This window comes from Companilactobacillus kedongensis (assembly GCF_003946625.1).
GTDB lineage: Bacteria > Bacillota > Bacilli > Lactobacillales > Lactobacillaceae > Companilactobacillus > Companilactobacillus kedongensis.
Genome location: NZ_RHOR01000006.1, coordinates 94,262 through 116,485 on the forward strand (window position 1 = coordinate 94,262; position 22,224 = coordinate 116,485).

Annotated in this window: 17 protein-coding genes; 13 read left to right on the plus strand and 4 right to left on the minus strand. The window is 35.6% G+C overall.

Annotated elements, in window-relative coordinates:
• Nucleotides 1-96: 96 nt before the first annotated feature.
• From EKM60_RS05470 to cydC, 4 genes are read left to right on the plus strand one after another with little or no spacing between them, the layout of a single operon-like run.
• On the plus strand, nucleotides 97-1,539 hold the full coding sequence (locus EKM60_RS05470) for a cytochrome ubiquinol oxidase subunit I (protein ID WP_125713263.1): 1,443 nt from the start codon (nucleotides 97-99) through the stop codon (nucleotides 1,537-1,539).
• The gene (gene cydB / locus EKM60_RS05475) at nucleotides 1,536-2,549 is read left to right on the plus strand and encodes a cytochrome d ubiquinol oxidase subunit II (RefSeq protein WP_125713265.1); all 1,014 of its coding nucleotides are present in this window, start codon (nucleotides 1,536-1,538) and stop codon (nucleotides 2,547-2,549) included. The genes EKM60_RS05470 and cydB overlap by 4 nt, the downstream gene beginning before the upstream one ends.
• A 1-nt stretch (nucleotide 2,550) precedes the next feature.
• Entirely contained in the window at nucleotides 2,551-4,290 is a 1,740-nt protein-coding gene (cydD, locus tag EKM60_RS05480) for a thiol reductant ABC exporter subunit CydD (RefSeq protein WP_125713267.1), read from the plus strand.
• The gene (gene cydC, locus EKM60_RS05485; RefSeq protein WP_125713269.1) at nucleotides 4,287-6,017 is read left to right on the plus strand and encodes a thiol reductant ABC exporter subunit CydC; all 1,731 of its coding nucleotides are present in this window, start codon (nucleotides 4,287-4,289) and stop codon (nucleotides 6,015-6,017) included. The genes cydD and cydC overlap by 4 nt, the downstream gene beginning before the upstream one ends.
• A 91-nt stretch (nucleotides 6,018-6,108) precedes the next feature.
• Here cydC and EKM60_RS05490 read toward each other — a convergent pair whose 3' ends face one another.
• On the minus strand, nucleotides 6,109-7,713 hold the full coding sequence (locus tag EKM60_RS05490; RefSeq protein WP_125713270.1) for an ArnT family glycosyltransferase: 1,605 nt from the start codon (nucleotides 7,711-7,713) through the stop codon (nucleotides 6,109-6,111).
• A 299-nt stretch (nucleotides 7,714-8,012) separates the two neighbouring features.
• Between EKM60_RS05490 and EKM60_RS05495 the strand changes: the two genes are divergently transcribed.
• Nucleotides 8,013-8,228 (plus strand): hypothetical protein, encoded by a 216-nt coding sequence (locus EKM60_RS05495; protein WP_125713272.1) that lies wholly within the window; start codon nucleotides 8,013-8,015, stop codon nucleotides 8,226-8,228.
• Between the two features lie 42 nt (nucleotides 8,229-8,270).
• On the opposite strand, the gene EKM60_RS05500 is transcribed toward EKM60_RS05495, so the two are convergent.
• Nucleotides 8,271-9,242: a polyprenyl synthetase family protein gene (locus EKM60_RS05500; RefSeq protein WP_125713274.1), complete on the minus strand. Its 972-nt coding sequence runs from the start codon at nucleotides 9,240-9,242 to the stop codon at nucleotides 8,271-8,273.
• An 82-nt stretch (nucleotides 9,243-9,324) separates the two neighbouring features.
• On the opposite strand from EKM60_RS05500, the gene EKM60_RS05505 reads away from it, so the two are divergent.
• Nucleotides 9,325-10,239, plus strand: a complete 915-nt coding sequence (locus EKM60_RS05505) for a 1,4-dihydroxy-2-naphthoate polyprenyltransferase (protein WP_125713276.1) — start codon at nucleotides 9,325-9,327, stop codon at nucleotides 10,237-10,239.
• On the opposite strand, the gene EKM60_RS05510 is transcribed toward EKM60_RS05505, so the two are convergent.
• On the minus strand, nucleotides 10,236-11,429 hold the full coding sequence (locus EKM60_RS05510; RefSeq protein ID WP_125713278.1) for an acetate/propionate family kinase: 1,194 nt from the start codon (nucleotides 11,427-11,429) through the stop codon (nucleotides 10,236-10,238). The genes EKM60_RS05505 and EKM60_RS05510 overlap by 4 nt on opposite strands.
• 125 nt (nucleotides 11,430-11,554) lie before the next feature.
• Between EKM60_RS05510 and EKM60_RS05515 the strand changes: the two genes are divergently transcribed.
• From EKM60_RS05515 to EKM60_RS05535, 5 genes are all read left to right on the plus strand, one after another.
• The gene (locus EKM60_RS05515) at nucleotides 11,555-13,462 is read left to right on the plus strand and encodes a coiled-coil domain-containing protein (protein WP_125713281.1); all 1,908 of its coding nucleotides are present in this window, start codon (nucleotides 11,555-11,557) and stop codon (nucleotides 13,460-13,462) included.
• 89 nt (nucleotides 13,463-13,551) lie between these two features.
• A complete protein-coding gene (locus tag EKM60_RS05520) occupies nucleotides 13,552-14,490 on the plus strand; it encodes a glycosyltransferase family 2 protein (protein ID WP_125713283.1) in 939 nt (312 codons plus the stop codon).
• A gap of 137 nt (nucleotides 14,491-14,627) precedes the next feature.
• Nucleotides 14,628-15,215 carry a TetR/AcrR family transcriptional regulator gene (locus tag EKM60_RS05525; protein ID WP_125713285.1) on the plus strand — a complete coding sequence of 196 codons (588 nt, stop codon included), beginning with the start codon at nucleotides 14,628-14,630 and terminating at the stop codon, nucleotides 15,213-15,215.
• 9 nt (nucleotides 15,216-15,224) lie between these two features.
• Nucleotides 15,225-16,382 carry a cation:proton antiporter gene (locus tag EKM60_RS05530; protein ID WP_125713287.1) on the plus strand — a complete coding sequence of 386 codons (1,158 nt, stop codon included), beginning with the start codon at nucleotides 15,225-15,227 and terminating at the stop codon, nucleotides 16,380-16,382.
• Between the two features lie 88 nt (nucleotides 16,383-16,470).
• Complete coding sequence (locus tag EKM60_RS05535; protein WP_125713290.1) at nucleotides 16,471-17,658, plus strand: NAD(P)/FAD-dependent oxidoreductase; 1,188 nt, start codon at nucleotides 16,471-16,473, stop codon at nucleotides 17,656-17,658.
• 201 nt (nucleotides 17,659-17,859) lie between these two features.
• Here the strand turns inward: EKM60_RS05535 and EKM60_RS05540 are convergent, their stop codons facing one another.
• On the minus strand, nucleotides 17,860-19,050 hold the full coding sequence (locus EKM60_RS05540) for an ammonium transporter (protein ID WP_125713292.1): 1,191 nt from the start codon (nucleotides 19,048-19,050) through the stop codon (nucleotides 17,860-17,862).
• 175 nt (nucleotides 19,051-19,225) lie between these two features.
• Here EKM60_RS05540 and EKM60_RS05545 point away from each other — a divergent pair, with 175 nt between their 5' ends.
• Nucleotides 19,226-19,990: a DUF1003 domain-containing protein gene (locus EKM60_RS05545; protein ID WP_125713294.1), complete on the plus strand. Its 765-nt coding sequence runs from the start codon at nucleotides 19,226-19,228 to the stop codon at nucleotides 19,988-19,990.
• Between the two features lie 21 nt (nucleotides 19,991-20,011).
• Nucleotides 20,012-22,027: a KUP/HAK/KT family potassium transporter gene (locus EKM60_RS05550; protein ID WP_125713297.1), complete on the plus strand. Its 2,016-nt coding sequence runs from the start codon at nucleotides 20,012-20,014 to the stop codon at nucleotides 22,025-22,027.
• Nucleotides 22,028-22,224: the final 197 nt, after the last annotated feature.

Below are 22,224 nucleotides of genomic sequence, written 5' to 3' on the forward strand. Positions count from 1 at the left end.
ATGAACAAATGCTCTCTGTTGATTAATACCCTAATTAATCATATGATAAACGTAGATTTAGGGATTTTTAATAAGTTATAAGGAGGCTATTTTACCATGCTAAGTGTTGGATTAAGCATTGTCTCTTTGGCGCGTTTTCAATTCGCAATGACAACCGTTTTTCATTTCTTCTTTGTTCCGTTTTCAATCGGAATGGGTTGTCTTGTTGCCGTCATGGAGACTATCTATGCTGTTAAAAAAGACAAAGTATATTTAGATATGGCAAAATTTTGGGGAAAGATCTTCCTATTAAGTTTTGCCGTAGGTATTGTTACCGGTATTATTCAAGAATTCCAGTTTGGTATGAACTGGTCCGAATATTCTAGATTCATGGGGGATGTTTTCGGCGCTCCACTAGCTATTGAAGCTTTATTAGCATTCTTTATTGAATCAGTCTTTATCGGTATTTGGATGTTTACTTGGGATCGTTTCAAACCAGGTGTGCACGCATTTATGATTTGGATGACTTCAATTGGTACTATGTTGTCAGCTATTTGGATCTTGGCTGCCAATAGTTTCATGCAACACCCAACAGGTTTTAAGATCAACGGTTCGACTGGACGTATTCAGTTAACTAACTTTGGTGATGTGATTACCAACCCACAATTGTGGAGAGTTTTCCCTCACGTTATCCTTGCTGCTATTTTGACTGCCGGCGTTGTTATCGCTGGTATGAGTGCTTGGGGTCTACTTAGAAAGAAGAAAGGTGAAAATCTTTTCTTCAAAAAATCATTACGTTTCGGACTATGGGTCAGCATGATTTTTGCTATCCTATCAGCCGCTGCTGGTGATTTCCAAACACAACAAATTATTAAAGATCAACCTATGAAGTTTGCTGCAACTGAAGGTATTTACAAGACAACTAAAGATCCTGCTCCTTGGACAATAGTTGAATCGATCGATGCTAAAGGACACAAGGCTTCTCATCAAGTCGATATTCCTGCAGCATTGAGTATCTTGGCATACCACAAAGCTAGCGGATCTGTTAAGGGTATGAACGAGATCAATGCCGAAATGCACAAGACATACGATAAAAAATTCGGTAAAGATATGGACTACTATGTTCCACCTAAGACTATGTTCTGGAGTTTTAGAGTTATGACAGGTATTGACGCCTTGATCATGCTAGTTGCACTATTTGGATTAATTTGGTCGCGTAAGAATAAATATACTATTGAGAATAAGAAATGGTTCTTAGTAGTACTAGGGCTATGCATCTGGGTTCCATTTATTGGTAATTCAGCTGGTTGGTTTATTACAGAATTTGGACGTTATCCATGGATCGTTTATGGATTATTCACAATTGCCCAAGCTGTATCTCCTACATCTACCGTCGCCAGTCTGTTATTCAGTAATATCATTTACTTCTGTCTCTTCACATTACTTGGTGGAGTAATGGTCTGGTATTGTAGAAAGACTCTCCATCATGGACCTTATTATGAAGAGAAGGATTCTATTGAAAATGTTGATCCATTTGCAAAGGAGGCCTTTGAAAAATGACACTAAGTATATTGTGGTTTCTAATAATCGGACTTCTATTTGCGATTTTCCTATTTCTTGAAGGATTTGACTTCGGTGTAGGTATGGCAACTAGATTGATCGCACATAATTTAGATGAACGTGAAGCGTTAATGTCATCTATCGGCCCACATTGGGACGGAAATGAAACATGGCTTGTTACCGCTGGTGGTGCAATGTTTGCTTCCTTGCCACTCTGGTATGCTTCACTATTTTCAGGTTACTATTACGTACTCCTATTGGTCTTAGTAGGATTGATCCTTCGTGGTGTTTCATTTGAATTTACTAAACATGCTGAAACAAAGACGGGTAAAAACATCTGGCTTTGGGCATTCTTTATCGGTAGTGTTCTTCCACCATTCTTACTATGTATGATGCTTTTAAGTATGGTTCAAGGTATTCCAATGAATGCTAACGGTGATGCCTTTCCTAAATTCTTCGATGTTGTTAACTGGCTTTCGTTAGTCGGTGGTGTAGCTGGTGTACTACTATCACTAGTTCACGGACTAAACTTCATCAGATTAAGATTAGACGGTCCACTTCGCGATCGTGCTCGTGCTTTAAATAAAATAGTTTATCCAATTCTTTTTGCAGGTGAAGTTGTCTTTGCAGTTTTGGTATTCTTCCAAACAGACTTCTTTACTAAGAGATTTGGATCATCATTACTTATCACAGTTCTAATTGTTGCTTTTTCACTCCTAGGTTACTATGGTGTGCTAAAGAACAAAGAGGGCTGGAGCTTTGCCGGTAGTGGATTATCACTAAGTATGGTTATTGTTCTGCTATTCAACGGACTATTCCCACGTGTTATGATCGCTACAAATCCAGCACACAGTATTTTAATTAAAACTGCTGCTAACTCTCACTATACATTGACGATTATGACGATTGTCGCCTGTGTATTGGTACCAATCATATTAATTTACTTCATTTGGTCTTATACTCTATTTACAAAGAGAATAAACTCAAAGGACAATACGGTGAAATATTAATATGATCGATAAGCGATTATTTCGCTTACCAGGAACAAAACAACTTTTAATTGTGCTTGCAGGATTAACTCTCTTGCAAGCTTTTGTTGTTTTATTCCAAGGTAAGTATTTAGCAGAGGCTCTAGTAAATTCTTGGAATCAAAAAGCATTACAAACGATCATTTTACCCATGACCTTGTTTGCAATCGCCTTCATTCTCAGACACTTACTAAACCTCATCAACAATAAAATCGTCGAAAACTATGCCAGTAAAACTTCAGAAAAAATTCGTTCTCAATTACTAGACCGAGTTTATGAAGCTGGCCCTTCTCTTCTGTCTGAAAAAGGTACCGGTAATATTGTTACCGCCTCATTAGATGGAATTGATCTAATTGAAAATTACTTTAAATTGATTTTTACAAAACTGATGAATATGACATTTATTCCACCAGTTTTGTTGATCTATATTTATACACAAAATATTGCTTCAGGTATTACCCTAACGATCATTGTTCCTTTAGTTATTTTATTCATGATTATTTTAGGGCTGGCTGCACAAGCTAAAGCTGACGCACAGTATCATCAATATACGATCCTCTCAAATCATTTCTTAGATGCCCTACGTGGACTTCCTACACTAAAAATGTTAGGTCTCAGTAAGCGTTATGCTAAAAACATTTATACCGTCAGTGACGAGTATCGTCGTCGTACAATGAATACCTTGCGCATTGCTATCTTATCGACCTTTGCTTTAGACTGGCTTACAACGCTTGGAATTGCTATCCTAGCCGTATTCTTGGGACTAGGACTGATCAATAACTCCTTGCCACTATTTCCAGCCTTGGTAACTCTGATCTTGGCACCAGAGTATTTTCTTCCACTAAGAGATTTCTCAAGTGATTATCACGCTACTTTAGACGGTAAAAATGCCCTTGGTTCAATCTTTTCTATCTTGGAAAAAGACGACACCAAATCAGAAGAAACTGACTTGAAGAAACTAACTTGGAATGAAGACTCAAAATTAGAAGTCGACAATTTGATTTTTAATTACGCCGACGGACAAAATAATCATGATGCTAGCTTAGACATCAAGCAGATCCAATTAAATGGTTATCAAAGAATCGGCGTTATAGGTAAATCAGGTTCGGGAAAGACAACTTTGATCCGAACCTTAGGTGGTTTTTTAAATCCTGATAAAGCTGAAATAAAAGTCAATGATCAATCGATAAACTCATTAAAACAACGCACATGGCAAGACGAATTAGCCTTTCTACCACAATCTCCTTATTTATTCTCTGGAACGATTGCCGATAACATCGCATTTTACAAACCCAACGCCACAGAAAAAGAGATTCAATATGCGAGTGAAAAAGCTGGATTAAAGGATTTCATGGAAACATTACCTGAAGGATACCAAACCGTTATTGGCGAAGGCGGACGTGGTATTTCTGGCGGACAGCAACAAAGGATCATGATTGCTCGAGCCTTTTTAGCCAGTGACCGCCATATCCTAATTTTTGATGAACCAACAGCCCATCTAGACATCGAAACTGAGTATGCTCTAAAGAAACCAATGGAAGAATTATTCAAAGATCATTTGGTGATCTTTGCTACACATAGGCTACATTGGATCAAAGAAATGGATTACGTCATCGTTATGGATAGTGGGAAAATCACCGAACAAGGCACTCCTGACGAGCTTTCAAATCATAACGGTGCCTTTAATCAACTTATAAATAATATGCGGGGGGATCAATTATGAAAGTTTTCAAACATGACACTTGGGTCAAACCGTATATCAAAAAGTACAAGGGACTATTAACTTCAGTTCTACTGTTAGGTCTTCTAACCTCTTTCTGTGCGGCCGCTTTAATGTTCACTTCCGGTTATACAATCGATAAGGCAGCCACACACCCGGTCAATATTCTATTGATCTATGTACCGATCCTTTTGACTAGAGCTTTTGGTATCGGACGCCCGACCTTTAAATATATTGAACGTCTCAAGAGTCACAATTGGGTCTTGAAAGTTACTTCCAATTTAAGAACCAGACTTTATACGACCCTAGAGAGTGATGCTTCATTCTTTAACGAACATCACAAAGCTGGAGATATTATGGGATTGTTATCTGAAGATATAAATCATCTGCAAAATCTCTATCTAAGGACGGTCTTTCCTACCGTTATAGCGTACTTACTGACCCTCATTGGATCACTAGCCTTAGGGATCTATACACCCGCCTTTGGTATCTTCGTTTTCTTGTTATTGGTAATTGAAGTTGCTGTTGTTCCTTTCGTATCAGTAGTGATCGAAAACAATCGTAAAGAACGTCAAAAGCAACTGAAGAGTTCTCTCTATACTAAATTAACTGACAATATTTTAGGTGTTGATGATTGGATCATCTCTGGACGTTTTAAAGATTTCAAGAATCTTTCCGCAAAAGATGTTGATGAATTAAATGCATCTAAGGATAAATCAAAATCATTCAAACGTAATCGTGACTTCATATTACAACTCATCTTTGCCGCGATTGCAATTTGCTTTTTGATCTTTACTAACTTGACGATGACGGATAACCAAGAACAAGCTAACTTTGTAGCCGCAGTTGTCTTGAGTTTATTCCCACTGTCAGATACTCTGATACCGGTTAGTCAAGGATTTGAAGAATGGCCACAATACCGTGACTCGATCGAACGTTTGAATAAAATTCAACCTGTCAAAAATGAATTGCCTGAACAAGTCGATCTTATGCCAAATGATTTTAAATCATTAGATTTAAATGATGTAAATTTCGAATATAGTAGTGACTCACCAATACTGATCAAACACTTTACACAACATATTAAAAAAGGTGAAAAATTGGCCTTACTAGGACCTAGCGGTATCGGTAAAACTACTATATTACAATTGATTCTGGGAGATCTGACTCCTCAAACTGGTGACATTAAGATAAACGATATTGATATTCAATCCATTCAAAAGAATCGTGATAAAATCTTTTCTGTACTAAATCAAAAACCGTTCTTATTCAATACTTCCGTTATCAATAACGTTCGCTTAGGAAATGAAAACCGTTCAGATTCTGACGTTATAGAAGCCATCGAAAAAGTTGGATTAAAAGACTTGATTGAATCACTCCCTGATAAATACAACACTAATGTTGGTGAAAATGGAGCTCGATTCTCCGGTGGTGAACAAGAACGTATCGCCTTAGCCAGAATCCTTTTACAGGATGCCCCAATTGTCTTACTAGATGAACCAACCGTCGGCCTCGACCCTATTACGGAGAATAATTTACTAAATACCTTCTTTGATGTTCTACAAGACAAAACTATCATTTGGGTAACGCATCATCTTCAAGGTATCAAGTATGTTGATCACGTTGTTTTCATGAATGATGAAAGAATCGAAATGCAAGGGTCTCCTGAAGAGCTCTATAAAAATAATGAACACTTCCAAGAACTATATAAAATGGATCAAGGATTATAAGGAAATACAGGGATATAACAAAATAAAGCAGGCAATCCAATCGGATTGCCTGCTTTATTACTTAATGTTCGAAAGCCGAACATATTTTGTCTTATTCTTTTTGAAAAACTTTTACCTTACGGTGATTGAAATATGAATCAGCAATAACGTGCCATTCATGACTATTAGAAATACTATAACCTTGATTATTCAAATCATCTTCATAAATCATGGCTAAATCACCTTTTGACGCATGAGAGACATTATTCACATCTCTCAAGTAGCCATAAGAAGTGCTAGGAGCAGGAACAATGCTACCACTAGATCTCATTGCCTTATTCTGCATGAATAAATACTGTGAGTCAGTAATTGGCTTTTGAGATAGCCTAAAGATATTGAAAGTCTCTGGAAGACTCTCAATGTATAACTTCTTATGTTTATAATTTTTAACCATCTCATGATTAATTACTTGAGTCTCCGCTATTGACCCATTTGAGTTATTAAAGCGATTCTCCTGATGATTAAATCCGAAATAAAAATTAAATATAAAGAACCAGAATATTACAACTGGTACAGCTAAGAAAATAATCCAACTGATTCTATTAATTCTTTGAAATGCTACATAAAGACCGTAACCCGTCAAAATGGCTAATGGAAGCCAAATAAAATTCCAATGATTATAGTTTGGCTTTATAACCAACATTCCAGGTACAAATGAGAAAAGTGAAATTAAAACGATGGTATGAAAGTTTCTCATATTGTCATTAAGAAATGACTTTCTTGTTAGTAAACCTATAACGGTAAAAACCATCATGAATGGAAAGATAGCACCATATGGAGCGACACTATTTTGAGGAAGACTATCCGTTCCAAAAATAACCTGTTTTATTCCTGAATTAACATTTACTCTAATACTACTTAAAATTGATCCCTTAAAACTAATTAATGAACTAACCCTATTAGCCTGTAAATAAGGAAAATCAAAAAATAAAAATTTAGAAAATTTATCAATATGTTGAATATTAACTCTATATGCAAATACCACTAATGGAAGTGCAATAACGAAAATCACTAAACTCCAAATTAGTATTTCCTTTATAGAGAACCACTTTTTTATAATACTTGTGATAATTAAAGCTACTACCAAAAATGGTAAATACATCCAAGAAGCAACGTAACCATAGGCAGATAGTGCCAAGAAAATTGCAGAAAAAACTAACCAGATATAACGACTGCGTTTAGACGATTGAATCATCGATTCATACATGAAAATTAACCCTAACATCACAAAAATAGGCGAGATATTAGCATCTAAAACCCATCTACTAGATATAAATAACCATGGTGTAGTAACTAAAGAAACAGCAATACATACCGCCAAAAACTTATCTTTAGAACTGAAATAAATCGAAAAGACAATTCCTAAAATAGTTAAAATACTTAGTATTGCCATGGGAGCCCTAAATAAATAAATTGAAAATCCAAATAGTTTGATAAGCGGAGCTACGATCCACGAATATAATACCGACTGGCCTTGTCCCCAGACACTAGCAAAATAAATTGGATGTCTAAGACCATGAATATCCGTCCCGTAGCTTACTTTACTGATAACCTCATTCATATAATTGGTTTCATCTATATACAAACCAGGTATACGACCTAAGTCAAACATTAGAAAAAATCCAAAAATTATCACTAATAGTATGATTATAAACATTGGTAAATTTTTTCTAATACTCTGTATATAACCTTTTCCCTTGAAAATAACATTCACCCTCACATTCTTATATTAACTTTTCCATTTTACTAAAGTTTATGAACTTTTGTACTATATTCCAAAGAAATTCTTTTTTACGTTGGATTTTATTTTTAAAAAAACTAATTTCTACTTTATTTATTTTTAATAAATAAAGATATATTACGTTCATTTTTTTTAAAATAATTAAAATCTTTTCTTTGCCTTATAAGTTACTTCGATCTATCATAGCCAGAAATCAGAATACTGGACGTGATCATATGCTAAAGTGGGATTATTTTTACATTGCCGGATTATTTATTTTTATTATGTTCTGGTTTAACTTGCTTTACTCTGACAGCATTTTATTAGATCCCCTGTCATTTTTATTACTACTAAGTGTAACGATTTATTTAATTATCAAAGAGCGTGATCAAATTGCTCGTAAAACACGCCATTTAAAAAAGACTTTCTTTGATACTATCAATAAAAAGTAAAAAAGCGCCGATCAGCGTTATAACGTTGATCGGTGCTTTTTCTTAATTTATTCGGTTGATCAATTTTTTGACAACCTTACTTAATATTTTTTTATTTTCCTTATCTGGCAACTTATCAATTCTTCTCAAAGCATGTTCGCTATACGTTAAAGCAATCTCTTTAGCTTTAGCTAAATATCCTTGCTCTACCACAATTTTAGCTGCTCTAATTATCTCTTGATCAGTCAAATCATCTCTCGATAATATTTCAATTAATTCCGTATTTTTATCCTGTAACCCTAAGATGTATGGCAACGAGTAAACCCCATTACGTAGGTCTTCAAAATTAGGCTTGCCAGTATCAGTACTATTACCAAAATCTAAAACATCATCAATTATTTGAAATGACATTCCAATATCGTGACCGATATTTTTGGCCAAATTAATCAGCTTTTGATCTCCGCCTGACACAACCGCCCCCATCATCGTACTTAAACTGAATAATTCGGCTGTCTTACCAGCAATCTCAGTAAAATACATCTTAGCGGTGGCATTTACATTGTAATTGATCAACATCTGATCAAGTTCACCAGTCAAAATCCTTTTCATACTTAAAGCATTCAGAAGCACATATTTTTGTGCCGGTAGATATTTAGAAGCAAGTTCAAAATAAACAGTGAACAGGTAATCTCCAGCATATATGGCGTTACGTTTTCCATAACGGGTATGGATAGTGGCTTTAGAACGGCGTAATGGTGAATCATCTATCACGTCATCATGGATAAGTGTGGCTACATGTAACAACTCTAATGATGCTGCCAAAGGAATCAGTTCTGAGTCTGGTTTCTCTTCAGGTCCAATTTCACTAAATATTAGAAAGAAAGCCGGACGCAACATTTTACCACCCGAGGTTAAATCTTCGATCATGGATCTGATTTCTTCATTCTTTATATCGACAATATGATGAATATACTCAGTGGTTTGATCGACTTTCTTCCCCATCTGTGAATATTTTTTCCAAATTGAATGCGCCATGTAATCCCTCTCTACCCGTTACTTGTAGTAATATTTTAAATAACCTTATAATATAATATATCAAATTAAAAGGAATGATTATTTGAAACCATCAATTTTTTTCGAACTAGTTGAAATTAAAGCCAAGACAGCTAGCGTCTTCCCATTTTTAATGGGTACTTTATATTCATATTATCACTGGCATTCAATTAACGCTCTTGAGTTGATCCTATTCTTCATCGCCATGTTGTTATTCAACATGGCTGTAGATATCAACGACAATTACTGGGACTACAAAAATGCTACTGGTAGTGAAAGTTTTCGTCGTGAAACTAATGTTATCGGTGTTAACAATTTAAATATTCATTTGGTCGGCTGGCTAGACTTCTCATTTAGCCTAGTTGCCGGACTTATTGGATTATATATTGTATATAGAACTGGAATACCGCTACTTATTATGGGAATATTCTCATTTGCAATTGGATTCCTGTACGCTGGAGGTCCAAAACCAATAAACCGTGGTCCATTAGGCGAATTTTTCTCTGGTTTTACGATGGGATACGTAATTTACCTAATTGCTATCTATATCAATACATTCGATTCTCCAACAGCCATTTTAGATTTCAAATTTTATGGGGATGCACTTTTATCTTCATTATTGACCGTCTTTGCTATCTCAAATCTTCTATTGGCCAATAACATTGCCGATGATAAAGAAGATATTGGGCTAGGTCGAAAAACGCTCGTTTTCTATCTAGGCAAAAGTAATTCCATCTTTATTTTAAAGTCTCTATATGTGCTAGGGTATTTAGCTTTAACTTGTTCAGTCATCATCGGATTGTTGCCAAAAATGATGTTACTGACGTTTCTAATTACACCGATCGTCTATAAAAACACTATTGGATTTGCTAAAAACCCTATCAAGAAAAAGACTTTCCCATTAATCATCAAAAATCTTTTATTAATAACTCTAACTGAAGTGGTTACTTTTGGATTAGGTGTATTACTAAAGTTCTAATCTAATAATTTAGCAAAGCTATATGTATCTTGAGCAATCATCAATTCTTCATCGGTTGGAATTGTATAAGCTGCGATTGTAGAGTCATCAGTTGTGATCTTAACTTCTTTACCACGAAGTTTGTTATTTTCTGAATCAACTTTGACACCCATATAACTAAAACTGTTCAAAATATCCTCACGAACCTCTTTAGAATTTTCACCTACACCAGCTGTAAAGGCCAAAACGTCAACTCCACCCATTTCAGCAATGTATGAACCAACATATTTCACAATGCGGTTACGGAAAATTTGTAGTGCTAAAGCAGCACGTTCGTTGGTATCCTCAACAGCTTCAATATCACGCATATCAGCTGAAACTCCGGAAATACCAAGTAATCCTGACTTATGATTTAGAATATCGATCATATCTTCAATATCATTTAAACCTAATTTTTTCATCAAATAAGGGATCATTGATACATCAAGATCACCACTTCTAGTACTCATTGTGATACCAGTCAATGGTGTGAATCCCATTGAGATATCAAAAGCTTTACCATTCTTAATAGCGCTGATCGAAGCACCACTACCAAGATGCATAACAATGACATTCTTATCTTGAATTCCACCGTCAACTATTTCGTTCAAACGTTGTGCGATGTATCTATGACTTGTTCCATGGGCACCATAACGACGTACCTTATATTTCTTATAGTCTTCCAAATCAACACTATATAGATAATTCTCTTCAGGAATATCCGCAAAGAAAGAAGTATCAAAAACACCGACTTGAATTGCTTTTGGCACTAATTTCTTAAAGACGTCGATATAGTAAGCCTCGATTTTATTGTGTAGAGGTGCATATTCAGATAACTGTAGGATTTTATGAAGATTCTCATCGGTTACGATTTCAGATTTCTTAAATTCTTCACCACCAGCTACGACACGATGACCAAAAGCAACGATATCTTCAAACTTTTCGATGATCTTTTTATCCTTTAGAGCATCTAAGATTGATAAGACCGCGATTTCATTTGATTCAATTGCTTGTTCATATTCAATCTTTTCACCGTTATATTTCAGTTTAAAAACTGATTTTGGTGTACCCAAACGATCGATCATTCCGGAAGCAATCGTTGCTTTCTCCGGCATTTCGAACAATTTCCACTTAAGTGTGGAACTCCCCGCATTTATAGCCATTATCTTCATATTCAAATCTCCTTTTTTTAGGTATTAACATTTGTTTAAAATGGCTTTGTATCAGCTTTACACCAATTTAAAAAAATGCTACTCTTTAGTAACTATTATAAGTCTTTTCCTGGGGGAATTCATTCGTGAAATTATTTAACATGTTACGCAAAATAGATGAGAAACCAGATTCAAAAAATGAAACTGTAGCGGACGAACTACCCGATACACAAGAAAAGGATCAAATAACATCTACTGATAATAATACACCAGCAGAAACGTCAGATGAAAGCGCTAATTTACCTGTTTCTATAAAAGATCAGCGTCTTGGCATCGAAGATCAAATGAATGAACTTTCTCACCAATATACACAATTAAGAAATGATCTCAAAACTAATCTTTTTTCCGAAAAAGATGACCTAGAAACTAAGAAAGAAACTTTATCTAATTACTTAGACACGTTGAATCGTGATCAAACAGAAACCGACGAAAAATTGGCTGATATTAAGTCACAAAATGACAACGCTGAAAAAGAAAAGTTGGCTAGAGTTCGTGCGGACCAAAAAGAACAAGAAGAATTTTTGGCCGATTACAAAGAACAAAAAAATACTTTGACTGCTAAACTCGAACGTAGTCAACAAAATCTTGAAGAACAACAAGAAGATTTAGCTAAGAATGAACAATCTGAAAAAGACTTATCTGGTTCTATCAAGGAAGAAAAAGATCTACAAAAAATGCTTGTTTTAATGGAAGATCAAAAAACTTCTATCAATAAGTTGTACGATCAACGTGCTGATATTCAAAGTAATATCGACGATATTAATGCTGACATCAAAAAACTCAATGAAGAGCTTGCCGATGTTAATGCTAAGATCAATCAAACTAATTCTGCTATCAATTCACTTAAAGGCAATGCTAATCAAATCGAAAGCAAGATCAAAAATGATCGTAACTATCGCATTGAAACAACAGCTAGTCTTGAAAGACATGTTCAAAGCCTTGATGAAGAACACAAGAAGATCGAATCTGAATTATCAGAAGTAAATAACAACAAAGCTTACATTGAAAAATACATCAAAGATGTATTCCATTCAGCATTCTTAGTTCGTGACGTTTATCTAGATAAGGACAAGGATTACTACGTCCTAGCAAACTCATTCGACGATAACAATCAAATGAGTAATCTATTCGATATGGTTCGTTTCTTGGAATCTAAACTACAAAAACCAGTCACAGTTATTTCAACTTTCTACAACGAGAAACTTGCTGAAACAATCAACTCAGAAATTGAAACCAATCACTTAGAAACGCCTAACGTAATCAATTTATTTGATCAATTACAGGTTAGTGCCAATCCAACCGAGCAACCCGTATCAATTCCCGAGAATGATGGTTGGATCACTAGAACCGATGTCGAAACTAAAGACACTTTGATTTACGATCAAAATAATAATCTCTTGATGACTGTTGAATACGACAATGAAAAGATAAACCGTATCAACTATTACAAGAATGATCAAATAAATAAAACAAATATTTACAACGTTTCTGGTCAATTATCATCAGTTCAAATCTTCAATAAGAAACAAGATCTAACTGAACAAAGCTTCTATAGAACAGATGGTTCAATCGTTCTCACAGTTATCTTTGAAGGTGAAAAAGCTAATAGTTATCAATTATTTGATGCCAACGGATTGTTAGAACATGACTTCAACAAAAAAGATGAACTTATTGCTTGGTGGTTAAAGAGTTTAACACTTGATAGCAGTAATGGTATCTTCGTTGGTAACAACGACGACTTACTATATAAGCTGATTACTAACGATAACAAGATTGAAAACGATAAATTTATCCCGCTTCTAACAAATGCTCAAAAGAACATCAAGGAAGTTATAAATCTATTGACTGCAAATACTAATATTATGAATATCTTGGTCGAACACGCCGAAGACTTACAAGCTATTGAAACTTCAACAACTCGTGATATCAGTGTCAGTTCAATCAGTCATTCAAGTAGCAACGAATTGTATTTACCAGATTCACTTAAGATTTAACAATGCGGGGCAAAAGGCAGTCAAACTGACCTTTGCCCCGTATTTTCGAACGCTATTTAACCTTATCAAATGGATTGGAAGATATTTTTATGAAGACTATTTCCGTGGTCGTTCCTTGTTATAACGAGGAAGAATCGATCGAGCTTTATTATGAAGCCATGAATAAAGTAAAAATCGAAAATAACAAATTTAACTTAGAATATTGGTTTGTCGATGATGGATCTCACGACAAGACTTATCAAGTTCTACGTGACTTACAAAAAAAGCACAGTGATGAAGTTCACTACATCTCATTCTCCAGAAACTTTGGTAAAGAGTCTGCTTTATATGCAGGTTTGAACGAAGTTACTGGTGAGTATACCGCCGTTATGGATGTTGACCTGCAAGATCCACCAGAAATGCTGGTCAAGATGTTCAATATGTTAGAGTCAGGTGAAGATGACTACGATTGTATTGGTACAGCCAGAATGGATCGTGAAGGAGAAAATCCTATAATTTCCTTCTTCTCAAATTCTTTTTATGGTGTGATAAATAAGATGTCACAGACTAAGATCATTCCTGGCGCCCGTGACTATCGTTTAATGACACGCCAAATGGTCAATGCAATTCTATCAATGACTGAATACAACCGTTTCTCAAAGGGTATTTTTAGTTGGGTCGGCTTTAAGACTAAATATCTACCTTACAAAAATAGAGAACGTGTTGCTGGTACTACTTCATGGAACTTTTGGAAATTACTTAAATACGCTATAACGGGTATCGTGGACTTCACGGAACGTCCTTTGATGTTTGCAACATGGATGGGCTCTGCCTTCTCCATTGCATCAGTTATTGCTATTATCGCTATTATTGTCAGAAAGATAATCAATCCACTAAGTAGTGTTAATGGTTGGGCTTCGATGGTTACACTTATTCTACTTATCGGTGGAATTCAATTATTAAGTATTGGTATTTTGGGTGAATATATTGGTAAAATATTCCTAGAAGTTAAAAAACGTCCAATTTACATTATTAAAGAGAAAAAATAACTAAATTAGACTGTTTGAGCATGCTTGTTGATGTTCAGATGGTTTTTTTGTATATTTTATTTATCAGATGATAAATTCACTTTTTAAAGATTATGTTGGTATAATTAAGTTCAATGAACACGAGGGTGGAATAATTAATGAATTCCAGAGATAAACAAGCTGAAAAAACTAAGAATGCTATTCTCGAAGTAGCTGCAAAGGACTTTTTGTCCCAAGGCTATCAGGCTACTTCGACTAGAAAAATCGCTAATGAGTTGCATATTACTCAGCCTAATATGTACCACTACTACAAAAATAAGAAAGTTCTCTACATGAAGGCTATCGAATATGCTGTGGGTGGTTTTAGCGAAGGATTACTATCTGTCTACAAAGAGAACAAAGACCAGCCCTTTGAGGATCTGATACTTACTATATCAACATATATGATTGAAAATTTCCGGATCAATTATTTCATGATGCGTCACGATATGGAAACTATCTTTACCGATGAAGATCGTAAAGATATTAGCAAAAATTGGGATAGTGGATATTACAAAGTCATGTTTAATATTTTCCAATCACATAAAAGTGAACTGCGCTCTGATTTGGCAATTCCTGTTCAAGTGGGGACCTTTTTGACCATGCTTCTACCATATATCGAGTATAATGACGCTAAACGGAAACGTAATATCGCTAATTTGAACACGATGGTCAAGATCTTCATCCATGGTATCCAAGAAAAATAGGGAGGTAATATGGAGTTTATAACATTACTAGTACTAATGCTCTTCCTAACTCTAGTAGTTAGTCACATTTTCAATCGATTCAATCTTCCTGCAGTTATCGGACAGCTGATCTTAGGGGTCATCTTAGGAAAGGGTGTTCTAAATATCGTCCAGTCGACCCACGAAGTGGAATTATTCGCTGAGATCGGCGTTATTTTGCTGATGTTTTTGGCAGGTTTAGAAAGTGATCTGAAGTTACTACGAAAGCACCTCCGTCCCAGTATCAATGTAGCAATCATGGGAGTTATCTTACCGGTATTATTAACACTAATAACCGCACTTATTTTCAATATCAATCTTAAGGAAAGTATCTTCATTTCGGTTGTCTTTGCAGCAACATCCGTTTCCATCTCAGTAGAAGTTTTAAAAAGTTTAAATTACCTGTCCAGTAACTCTGGTGCGGTTATCTTAGGTGCTGCTGTTGCAGATGATATTTTGGCAATTTCTATTCTGAGTGTCATGTCTGGAACTTTGACAGGAAACTTTTCAGCTCAAAAACTAATGATGCTCTTTGGTATGTGGGTAATCTTTGGCGTTATTATCTATGTAGCTCATCGCTGGGTTATTCCTCAAATCATGAAGCTATCCGAATACATTGATGCAACACACGCACCAACTATTATGGCTTTAGTTATCTGTATGATTTTCGCTTATATTGCAGATGTCGTACAATTGGATGCTGTTTTAGGAGCTTTTGTAGCAGGTATCGCTATTTCCAATGCACCAAAATACAATAAAAAAATCAACCGCAATATTGAGATCATTGGTTATTCTATCTTTATTCCTGTGTTCTTTATCAGTATCGGGATCAGTCTAGAATTCAATAGTTTCTTCAAAGATTTTTGGTTGATTTTAGTTCTAACAATTACTGGTATCGTTGGTAAATTGGTGGGTGCTGGATTTGGGGCACGCATTTCAGGGTTCGATTTAAAGGATTCATATGTTATTGGTTCAGGAATGATTTCTCGTGGTGAAATGGCTTTGATAATTGCCCAAATCGGATATGGTGTAAAGCTGTTATCTGATGAGTATTATTCAGCCGTTATTATCAGTATTATTTTGATTACGATTTTAGCACCATTCTTTTTGAAAAATTCTATTAGTAAAAACCCATTAAATACTAATTAGAAGTATCCCTACTTTATTTAGGGCTTCGGATAGATATATAATGGTAGCGTAAACAATAATATTTAAAAGACGAAGGAGACAAGTTATTATGGCCCATATTTTAGTATTAGGTGCAGGTTACGGTGGATTAAAGGCTGCTCGAGATCTGGCTAAAACTACTCCATCAGATACACAGATAGATTTAGTAGATAAAAATGAAAAGCATGTAGAAAAAACAGCGTTACACATGATTGCTGCTGGTACAAGTAGAGCAGATGCCGTTAGTTTCGACGTTCGTTCTGTTCTTCCTTCCAACGTCAACTTTATCAAGGCTACAGTTAAAAATGTAGATCTTGATAATAAATCAGTTAGTTTCGAAGATCACGATGATATTTCTTACGACTACGTAATCGTAGCCTTAGGATTCAGATCTGAAGACTTCGGACTTGAAGGTGCTAGCGAAAATGCTCTTATTCTTCAAGATATTGAAACAGCTGAAAATATCTATAATAAGATCAATGAAAATATCGCTAACTATAAGGAATCACAAGATGAAGCTGATCTAAGTATCGTTGTCTGTGGTGCTGGATTTACTGGTGTTGAGATTTTAGGTGAATTAATTGATACAGCCAAGATCCTCAAAGCAAAATACGGCGTTCCTGAAATTAAAGTTACATGTCTAGAAATGGCAACACATATTCTACCAATGTTCGATGAAGAGCTTGCTGCTTATGCTGTTTCATATCTAGAAAAACATGGTATCAAGATTTTAACAGGTGCCAAGATTACTAAGATCGAAAAAGACGGCGTTATCTACATGGATGGTGAAGAAGAAAAACGTGTTGACGGAAATACTATCATCTGGACTGTTGGTGTCAGTGGTAGTGACGTTATCAAGGATTCTGGTCTTGAAGCTAGAAGAAACCGTGTTATGACAACTGCCTTTCTAAACCTTGAAGATCACCCTGAAGCATTCTTTATTGGTGATGATTCAGCCATGATCCCTGAAGGTGAAGAACGTCCACTTCCAACAACTGGTCAATTGGCTATTGCTGAAGGTACAGGTGCAGCATTTAATGTTGCTGCTTCGATCAACGGCAAGGATCTTAAGAAGTTTGTTTACCACTCACTTGGTACAATTGCTTCATTAGGTCAAAACCATGGTATTGCTGAAATTACAGATAAGAAGTTGAAATTCAAGGGCTTCCCTGCTTCACTTCTAAAACGTGGTTCAGCGGACAGAAGTATCTACGAAGTTGCCGGAATCAAAACAGCTATCAAAAAAGGTACAATTTAAAAATTTTGATCATTAATAAAGAGAGCTATGAAAATCCGATTTTGGATTATCAGAGCTCTCTTTTATTTTTCACAAAAAAATAGCCCTGCGCATAACGCAGAGCTAAGTTGATGAGGTGCGGCGACCTTCCGAACGTTTTCACGCCGATCGCGTACCCTCATCTGGTTTGGCACCACAAGTAGTATCGCATTTTACATTACCTTAAGTCAATTTAATATGTCTTAACTCATCCATTTCTGGACTGTAAACATCATCTTTCATAAATCTTTTCAATCCAGTTACGATCAAACAATTTAACGTTACAACGAAAAAGATTGTAAATAAAACACCTAATATCTGAACGAATAATAATCTAAAACCACCACCAACTAATAGTCCACCATTGATCACGCTAGGATTTACTGTTTTAGTAGCAAATAATCCTGTTGCCAGTGAACCGATAATACCGCTAACACCGTGAGAACCGAAGATATCTAAGTAGTCGTTGATATGTAGTTTATATTTCAAATCGTTCATAAAATAATAGCTCCCTAGAGCTGAAATAATTCCAATAATAAATGAGGATGCTATCGTTACGTACCCTGCTCCCGGTGTCACACCGACTAGTCCACAAACAGTACCCGTACAAATGCCGCTAAGAGTTATTTTCCCTTTATACGTATTCTCCAAGGTTATCCATGTTAACATGGCTGACAGAGGCGCTACGGTCGTTGTAAGGAATGCTTGGATTGCTTGAGCATTCAAAGCTAACGCGCTCCCTGCATTAAATCCATACCAACCGATCCACAGTAGTGACGTACCAAAGAGGATCCAAAACGAGTTACCTCTGACTTGGCCAGCAGGTTTATATGGCTTCAACAAAAAATTCGACAAAACTAAAGCTGTAATACCAGCATCAATATGAATAACTGTCCCACCGGCAAAATCCAAAACTCCCATCTTAGCTAAAAATCCATTGCTTGACCAGACCATATGAACTAATGGGTAATAAACCAACAATGACCATAAAATAATAAATCCAATCACGAATTTGATCCTAGTTCGATTGGCAATCGCACCTATGAACAATGCTGGTGTCAAAATCGCAAACATCATTTGAAAAAGGATCACAATTGCTGTTGGTAATTTTGTTTGTCCAAAAAGTGCTGTAAGGCTCACACCTGATAAAAATAAATGGTTCAAATTACCAATTATTCCAAGATGATCTCCCTCAAATGAGGCTGAATATCCAATTAAGATCCACATCAATCCAGCTAGACCAAACATTAAAAAGCTATCAAATAAAATTCTAGAAATGTCCTTCTTAGGAACAAACCCACCATAGAATACAGCAATTCCTGGCGTCATAACCCAGACTAACAAAGTGGCTAGAATCATAAATACAATACTCATAGACATCCCCGCCTTTTTATTTAATGTTCACGATTGTACTTCTTTTTTTTCAACAGGTATACCAATTTAACTTACTTAATTAAAATTTATTTAATTTTACAGTATTCGTATAAGTTGTTTAAACATTAAATAAGTATTATCATCTATGTAAATTTAGGGTCAGGAGGTTAGAAAAATGACAGTCAGAAAGAATCAAGTCTGTGTTATTTGTAATAACCGTTTTTCCGTTACTGAAGGTCTCTTTATCAGAGATCTCAATCAAAATATTAAAATTTCCATTCATGAAAGAAACCCTGACGCAAAAAATTCATCTTTCATCTGTTTAAAAGATATTCAAAAAATTCGGCTTGCCCAAATGCAAGATATGATCGACAAAGACTTGGCTAAAGATCGAATGATGAACGCCGCTTTGCAAAAGGAATTGGCTAAGGATAACTATGTCACTAGAAATATCAACGAAACGATGCACGGAAAACTGACTAAAGGACAGCGTTTGGCTGATATAGTAGCCAGATTTGGCGGAAGCTGGGGGTTTATTATCACATTTGTAGTAATTCTCGTAGTTTGGATGGGAATAAATGTATCGCATTTTCTGGGCGTCAACTTTGACCCTTATCCGTTCATTCTTTTAAATTTATTTCTCAGTTGTATCGCCGCTATACAAGCACCGATTATTATGATGAGCCAAAATCGTCAAGCTGACCGTGACCGTTTTGATGCTGAAAATGATTATCGGACCAACACCAAATCAGAAATGGAAATTAGAATTCTGCACGAAAAAATCGACCAAATGAACGAAGTCCAGTGGCCGCATATTTTGGAAATTCAGAAGATGCAAATTTCTATTTTGAGTGAACTCGAAAATGAGATTCAAAACTTAAAAGACGAACAGAAACGTCCAACATCAAGAAAACGTCATCCTACTAAACAAGATTTCTAGTGTTAGGAGGAAAATAAAATTATGATCAGAAAAACATCCTCATTTTCTAAAATGGGTATGCTGATAACTTTAGGAATCGTCTATGGCGATATTGGAACATCTCCACTTTACGTAATGAACGCCATTATAAACGATGCCGGCAGTCTAAAAGATGCTGTGCCAGAATACATTATCGGCAGTATTTCGTTGATTTTTTGGACCTTAATGCTGATAACAACAATCAAATATGTCCTAGTCGCTATGCGCGCCGATAATAATCGTGAAGGCGGCATTTTTGCTCTATATGCCCTTGTTAAATCTAGTAAAAAATGGCTACTTATTCCTGCCTTGATCGGCGGTTCAGCATTACTAGCAGATGGAACCTTAACGCCGGCAGTTACTGTAACTTCAGCTATGGAAGGTATCAAAGGTCAAAAATTCGGTAATCTAAATTTTTCTAACGATCAATTTGTTATTTTGGCAATCGTATCGGTGATATTGCTGACAATATTTGTGATCCAAAAATTTGGTACTGAAAAAATTGGACGCTCATTTGGTCCGATCATGTTAATCTGGTTTACTTTTATTGGTTTGATCGGATTAGAAAACATGTTTTCCAACTTATCCGTTCTCAAAGCTTTGTCGCCTTTTTATGCGATAAAAGTTTTAACTAGCCCCATAAATCACGTCGGCATCTTTATTCTCGGCAGTGTTTTTCTAGCAACTACCGGTGCTGAAGCACTCTACTCTGATATGGGACAAGTTGGCAAACACAACATTTATGCCACATGGCCCTTTGTTTGTCTGATGTTAATGCTGAATTATCTAGGACAAGGTGCCTGGGTCATGACACATTTTACCGACAGTAAATTCATCGGACTAAATACTGTTAATCCATTCTATGAAATGATCCCATCTGAGTTAAAGATCTTCGCTATTTTAATTGCTACATTGGCGGCTATCATAGCTTCTCAAGCCTTGATAACAGGCTCTTACACTCTAGTGCAAGAAGCAATTGGTTTAAAAATATTGCCTCGTTTGAAAGTTAAATTTCCAGGTAAATCAAAGAGTCAGCTCTATATTGGCACTGTAAATTGGATTCTTTGCTTGATCACACTGGGAATCGTTTGGGGATTTAGAACTTCTGAACATATGGAAGCAGCTTACGGATTAGCAATTACTATAACAATGCTGATGACGACGATCCTTTTGCATCAATTTTTGATCATGAAAAAACATCGCCATTTGGCTACTTTATTCGTAGTTTTCTTTGTTTCATTAGAGTCATTATTTTTGATTTCTAGTTTAGTTAAATTCATTCATGGTGGCTATATCACCGTTATAATTACTTCAATGATCCTCTTGATCATGATCATCTGGTTCTTTGGAAACAAGCGTCGCGATGCCTATATGAACGAAAGTGAGAATGTTTCACTACTTGATTTCATCCCTCAACTAGAGTGTTTGAGCCTGGATGAATCAATCCCAATGTATGCCACTAACTTAGTTTATATGCACAACATCACACCTGATTATTCAATGAAGCGTTCGATCATTTATTCGATATTAGATCAAGAACCTAAACGGGCCAAAGTTTACTGGTTTATTTCAGTTAATCAAACTGATGTCCCTTACGAGTGCAATTACACCGTCGATATGATGCACACTAGAAATGTCGTCAATGTTCAATTGAATCTTGGTTTTAAAAAATCTCAACACGTTAATATCTATATTCGTCAGATCATTAATTCATTAATGAACGATGGTGCCATTGATCGACAAGATCCGAGATATTCGATGTTGCCAAATCGACACGTTGGATCTTTCAAATTCATCATTCAAAATCAACAATTTCAAGATTTGGGAGCACAAGAATATATGCGCAGCCTCGACCGATTTTTGATCGGCGGCAGACTATTGTTGCAGCGGCTGACCATCAGTCCTTCACTGTGGTACGGTTTGGAATTCAGTGATGTTGTTGAAGAGAAAGTCCCATTATTTTTGGGCAGTCATGAAGATCCATATTTAGTTTTGAATAAAATTAAAAACAGTAAATAGTTTATCGTCTCCAGAACTGAGAAAATTCACCTGCTATGAGGACCGTAATGCGTTAATCCCTTTATGGTTGTCAAATGAAATAATATAAATTCATTTGGTTAACCATGGAGGGATTTTTGTGTCTCTATCTAAATATAGTTTGTCTGATAAATTAAAGATCATTGAAGGATTCAGGGAATCTAACCTTACCAAAACTG

Excerpts from the sequence above, each read along its gene's own strand:
- cydB (WP_125713265.1), top strand. The coding sequence starts at position 1,536 with ATGACACTAAGTATATTGTGGTTTCTAATAATCGGACTTCTATTTGCG.
- EKM60_RS05545 (WP_125713294.1), top strand. The coding sequence starts at position 19,226 with ATGACAGTCAGAAAGAATCAAGTCTGTGTTATTTGTAATAACCGTTTT.
- cydC (WP_125713269.1), top strand. The coding sequence starts at position 4,287 with ATGAAAGTTTTCAAACATGACACTTGGGTCAAACCGTATATCAAAAAG.
- EKM60_RS05490 (WP_125713270.1), bottom strand. The coding sequence starts at position 7,713 with ATGTTTATAATCATACTATTAGTGATAATTTTTGGATTTTTTCTAATG.
- EKM60_RS05500 (WP_125713274.1), bottom strand. The coding sequence starts at position 9,242 with ATGGCGCATTCAATTTGGAAAAAATATTCACAGATGGGGAAGAAAGTC.
- EKM60_RS05470 (WP_125713263.1), top strand. The coding sequence starts at position 97 with ATGCTAAGTGTTGGATTAAGCATTGTCTCTTTGGCGCGTTTTCAATTC.
- cydD (WP_125713267.1), top strand. The coding sequence starts at position 2,551 with ATGATCGATAAGCGATTATTTCGCTTACCAGGAACAAAACAACTTTTA.
- EKM60_RS05525 (WP_125713285.1), top strand. The coding sequence starts at position 14,628 with ATGAATTCCAGAGATAAACAAGCTGAAAAAACTAAGAATGCTATTCTC.
- EKM60_RS05550 (WP_125713297.1), top strand. The coding sequence starts at position 20,012 with ATGATCAGAAAAACATCCTCATTTTCTAAAATGGGTATGCTGATAACT.
- EKM60_RS05530 (WP_125713287.1), top strand. The coding sequence starts at position 15,225 with ATGGAGTTTATAACATTACTAGTACTAATGCTCTTCCTAACTCTAGTA.
- EKM60_RS05520 (WP_125713283.1), top strand. The coding sequence starts at position 13,552 with ATGAAGACTATTTCCGTGGTCGTTCCTTGTTATAACGAGGAAGAATCG.
- EKM60_RS05540 (WP_125713292.1), bottom strand. The coding sequence starts at position 19,050 with ATGAGTATTGTATTTATGATTCTAGCCACTTTGTTAGTCTGGGTTATG.
- EKM60_RS05535 (WP_125713290.1), top strand. The coding sequence starts at position 16,471 with ATGGCCCATATTTTAGTATTAGGTGCAGGTTACGGTGGATTAAAGGCT.
- EKM60_RS05495 (WP_125713272.1), top strand. The coding sequence starts at position 8,013 with ATGCTAAAGTGGGATTATTTTTACATTGCCGGATTATTTATTTTTATT.
- EKM60_RS05510 (WP_125713278.1), bottom strand. The coding sequence starts at position 11,429 with ATGAAGATAATGGCTATAAATGCGGGGAGTTCCACACTTAAGTGGAAA.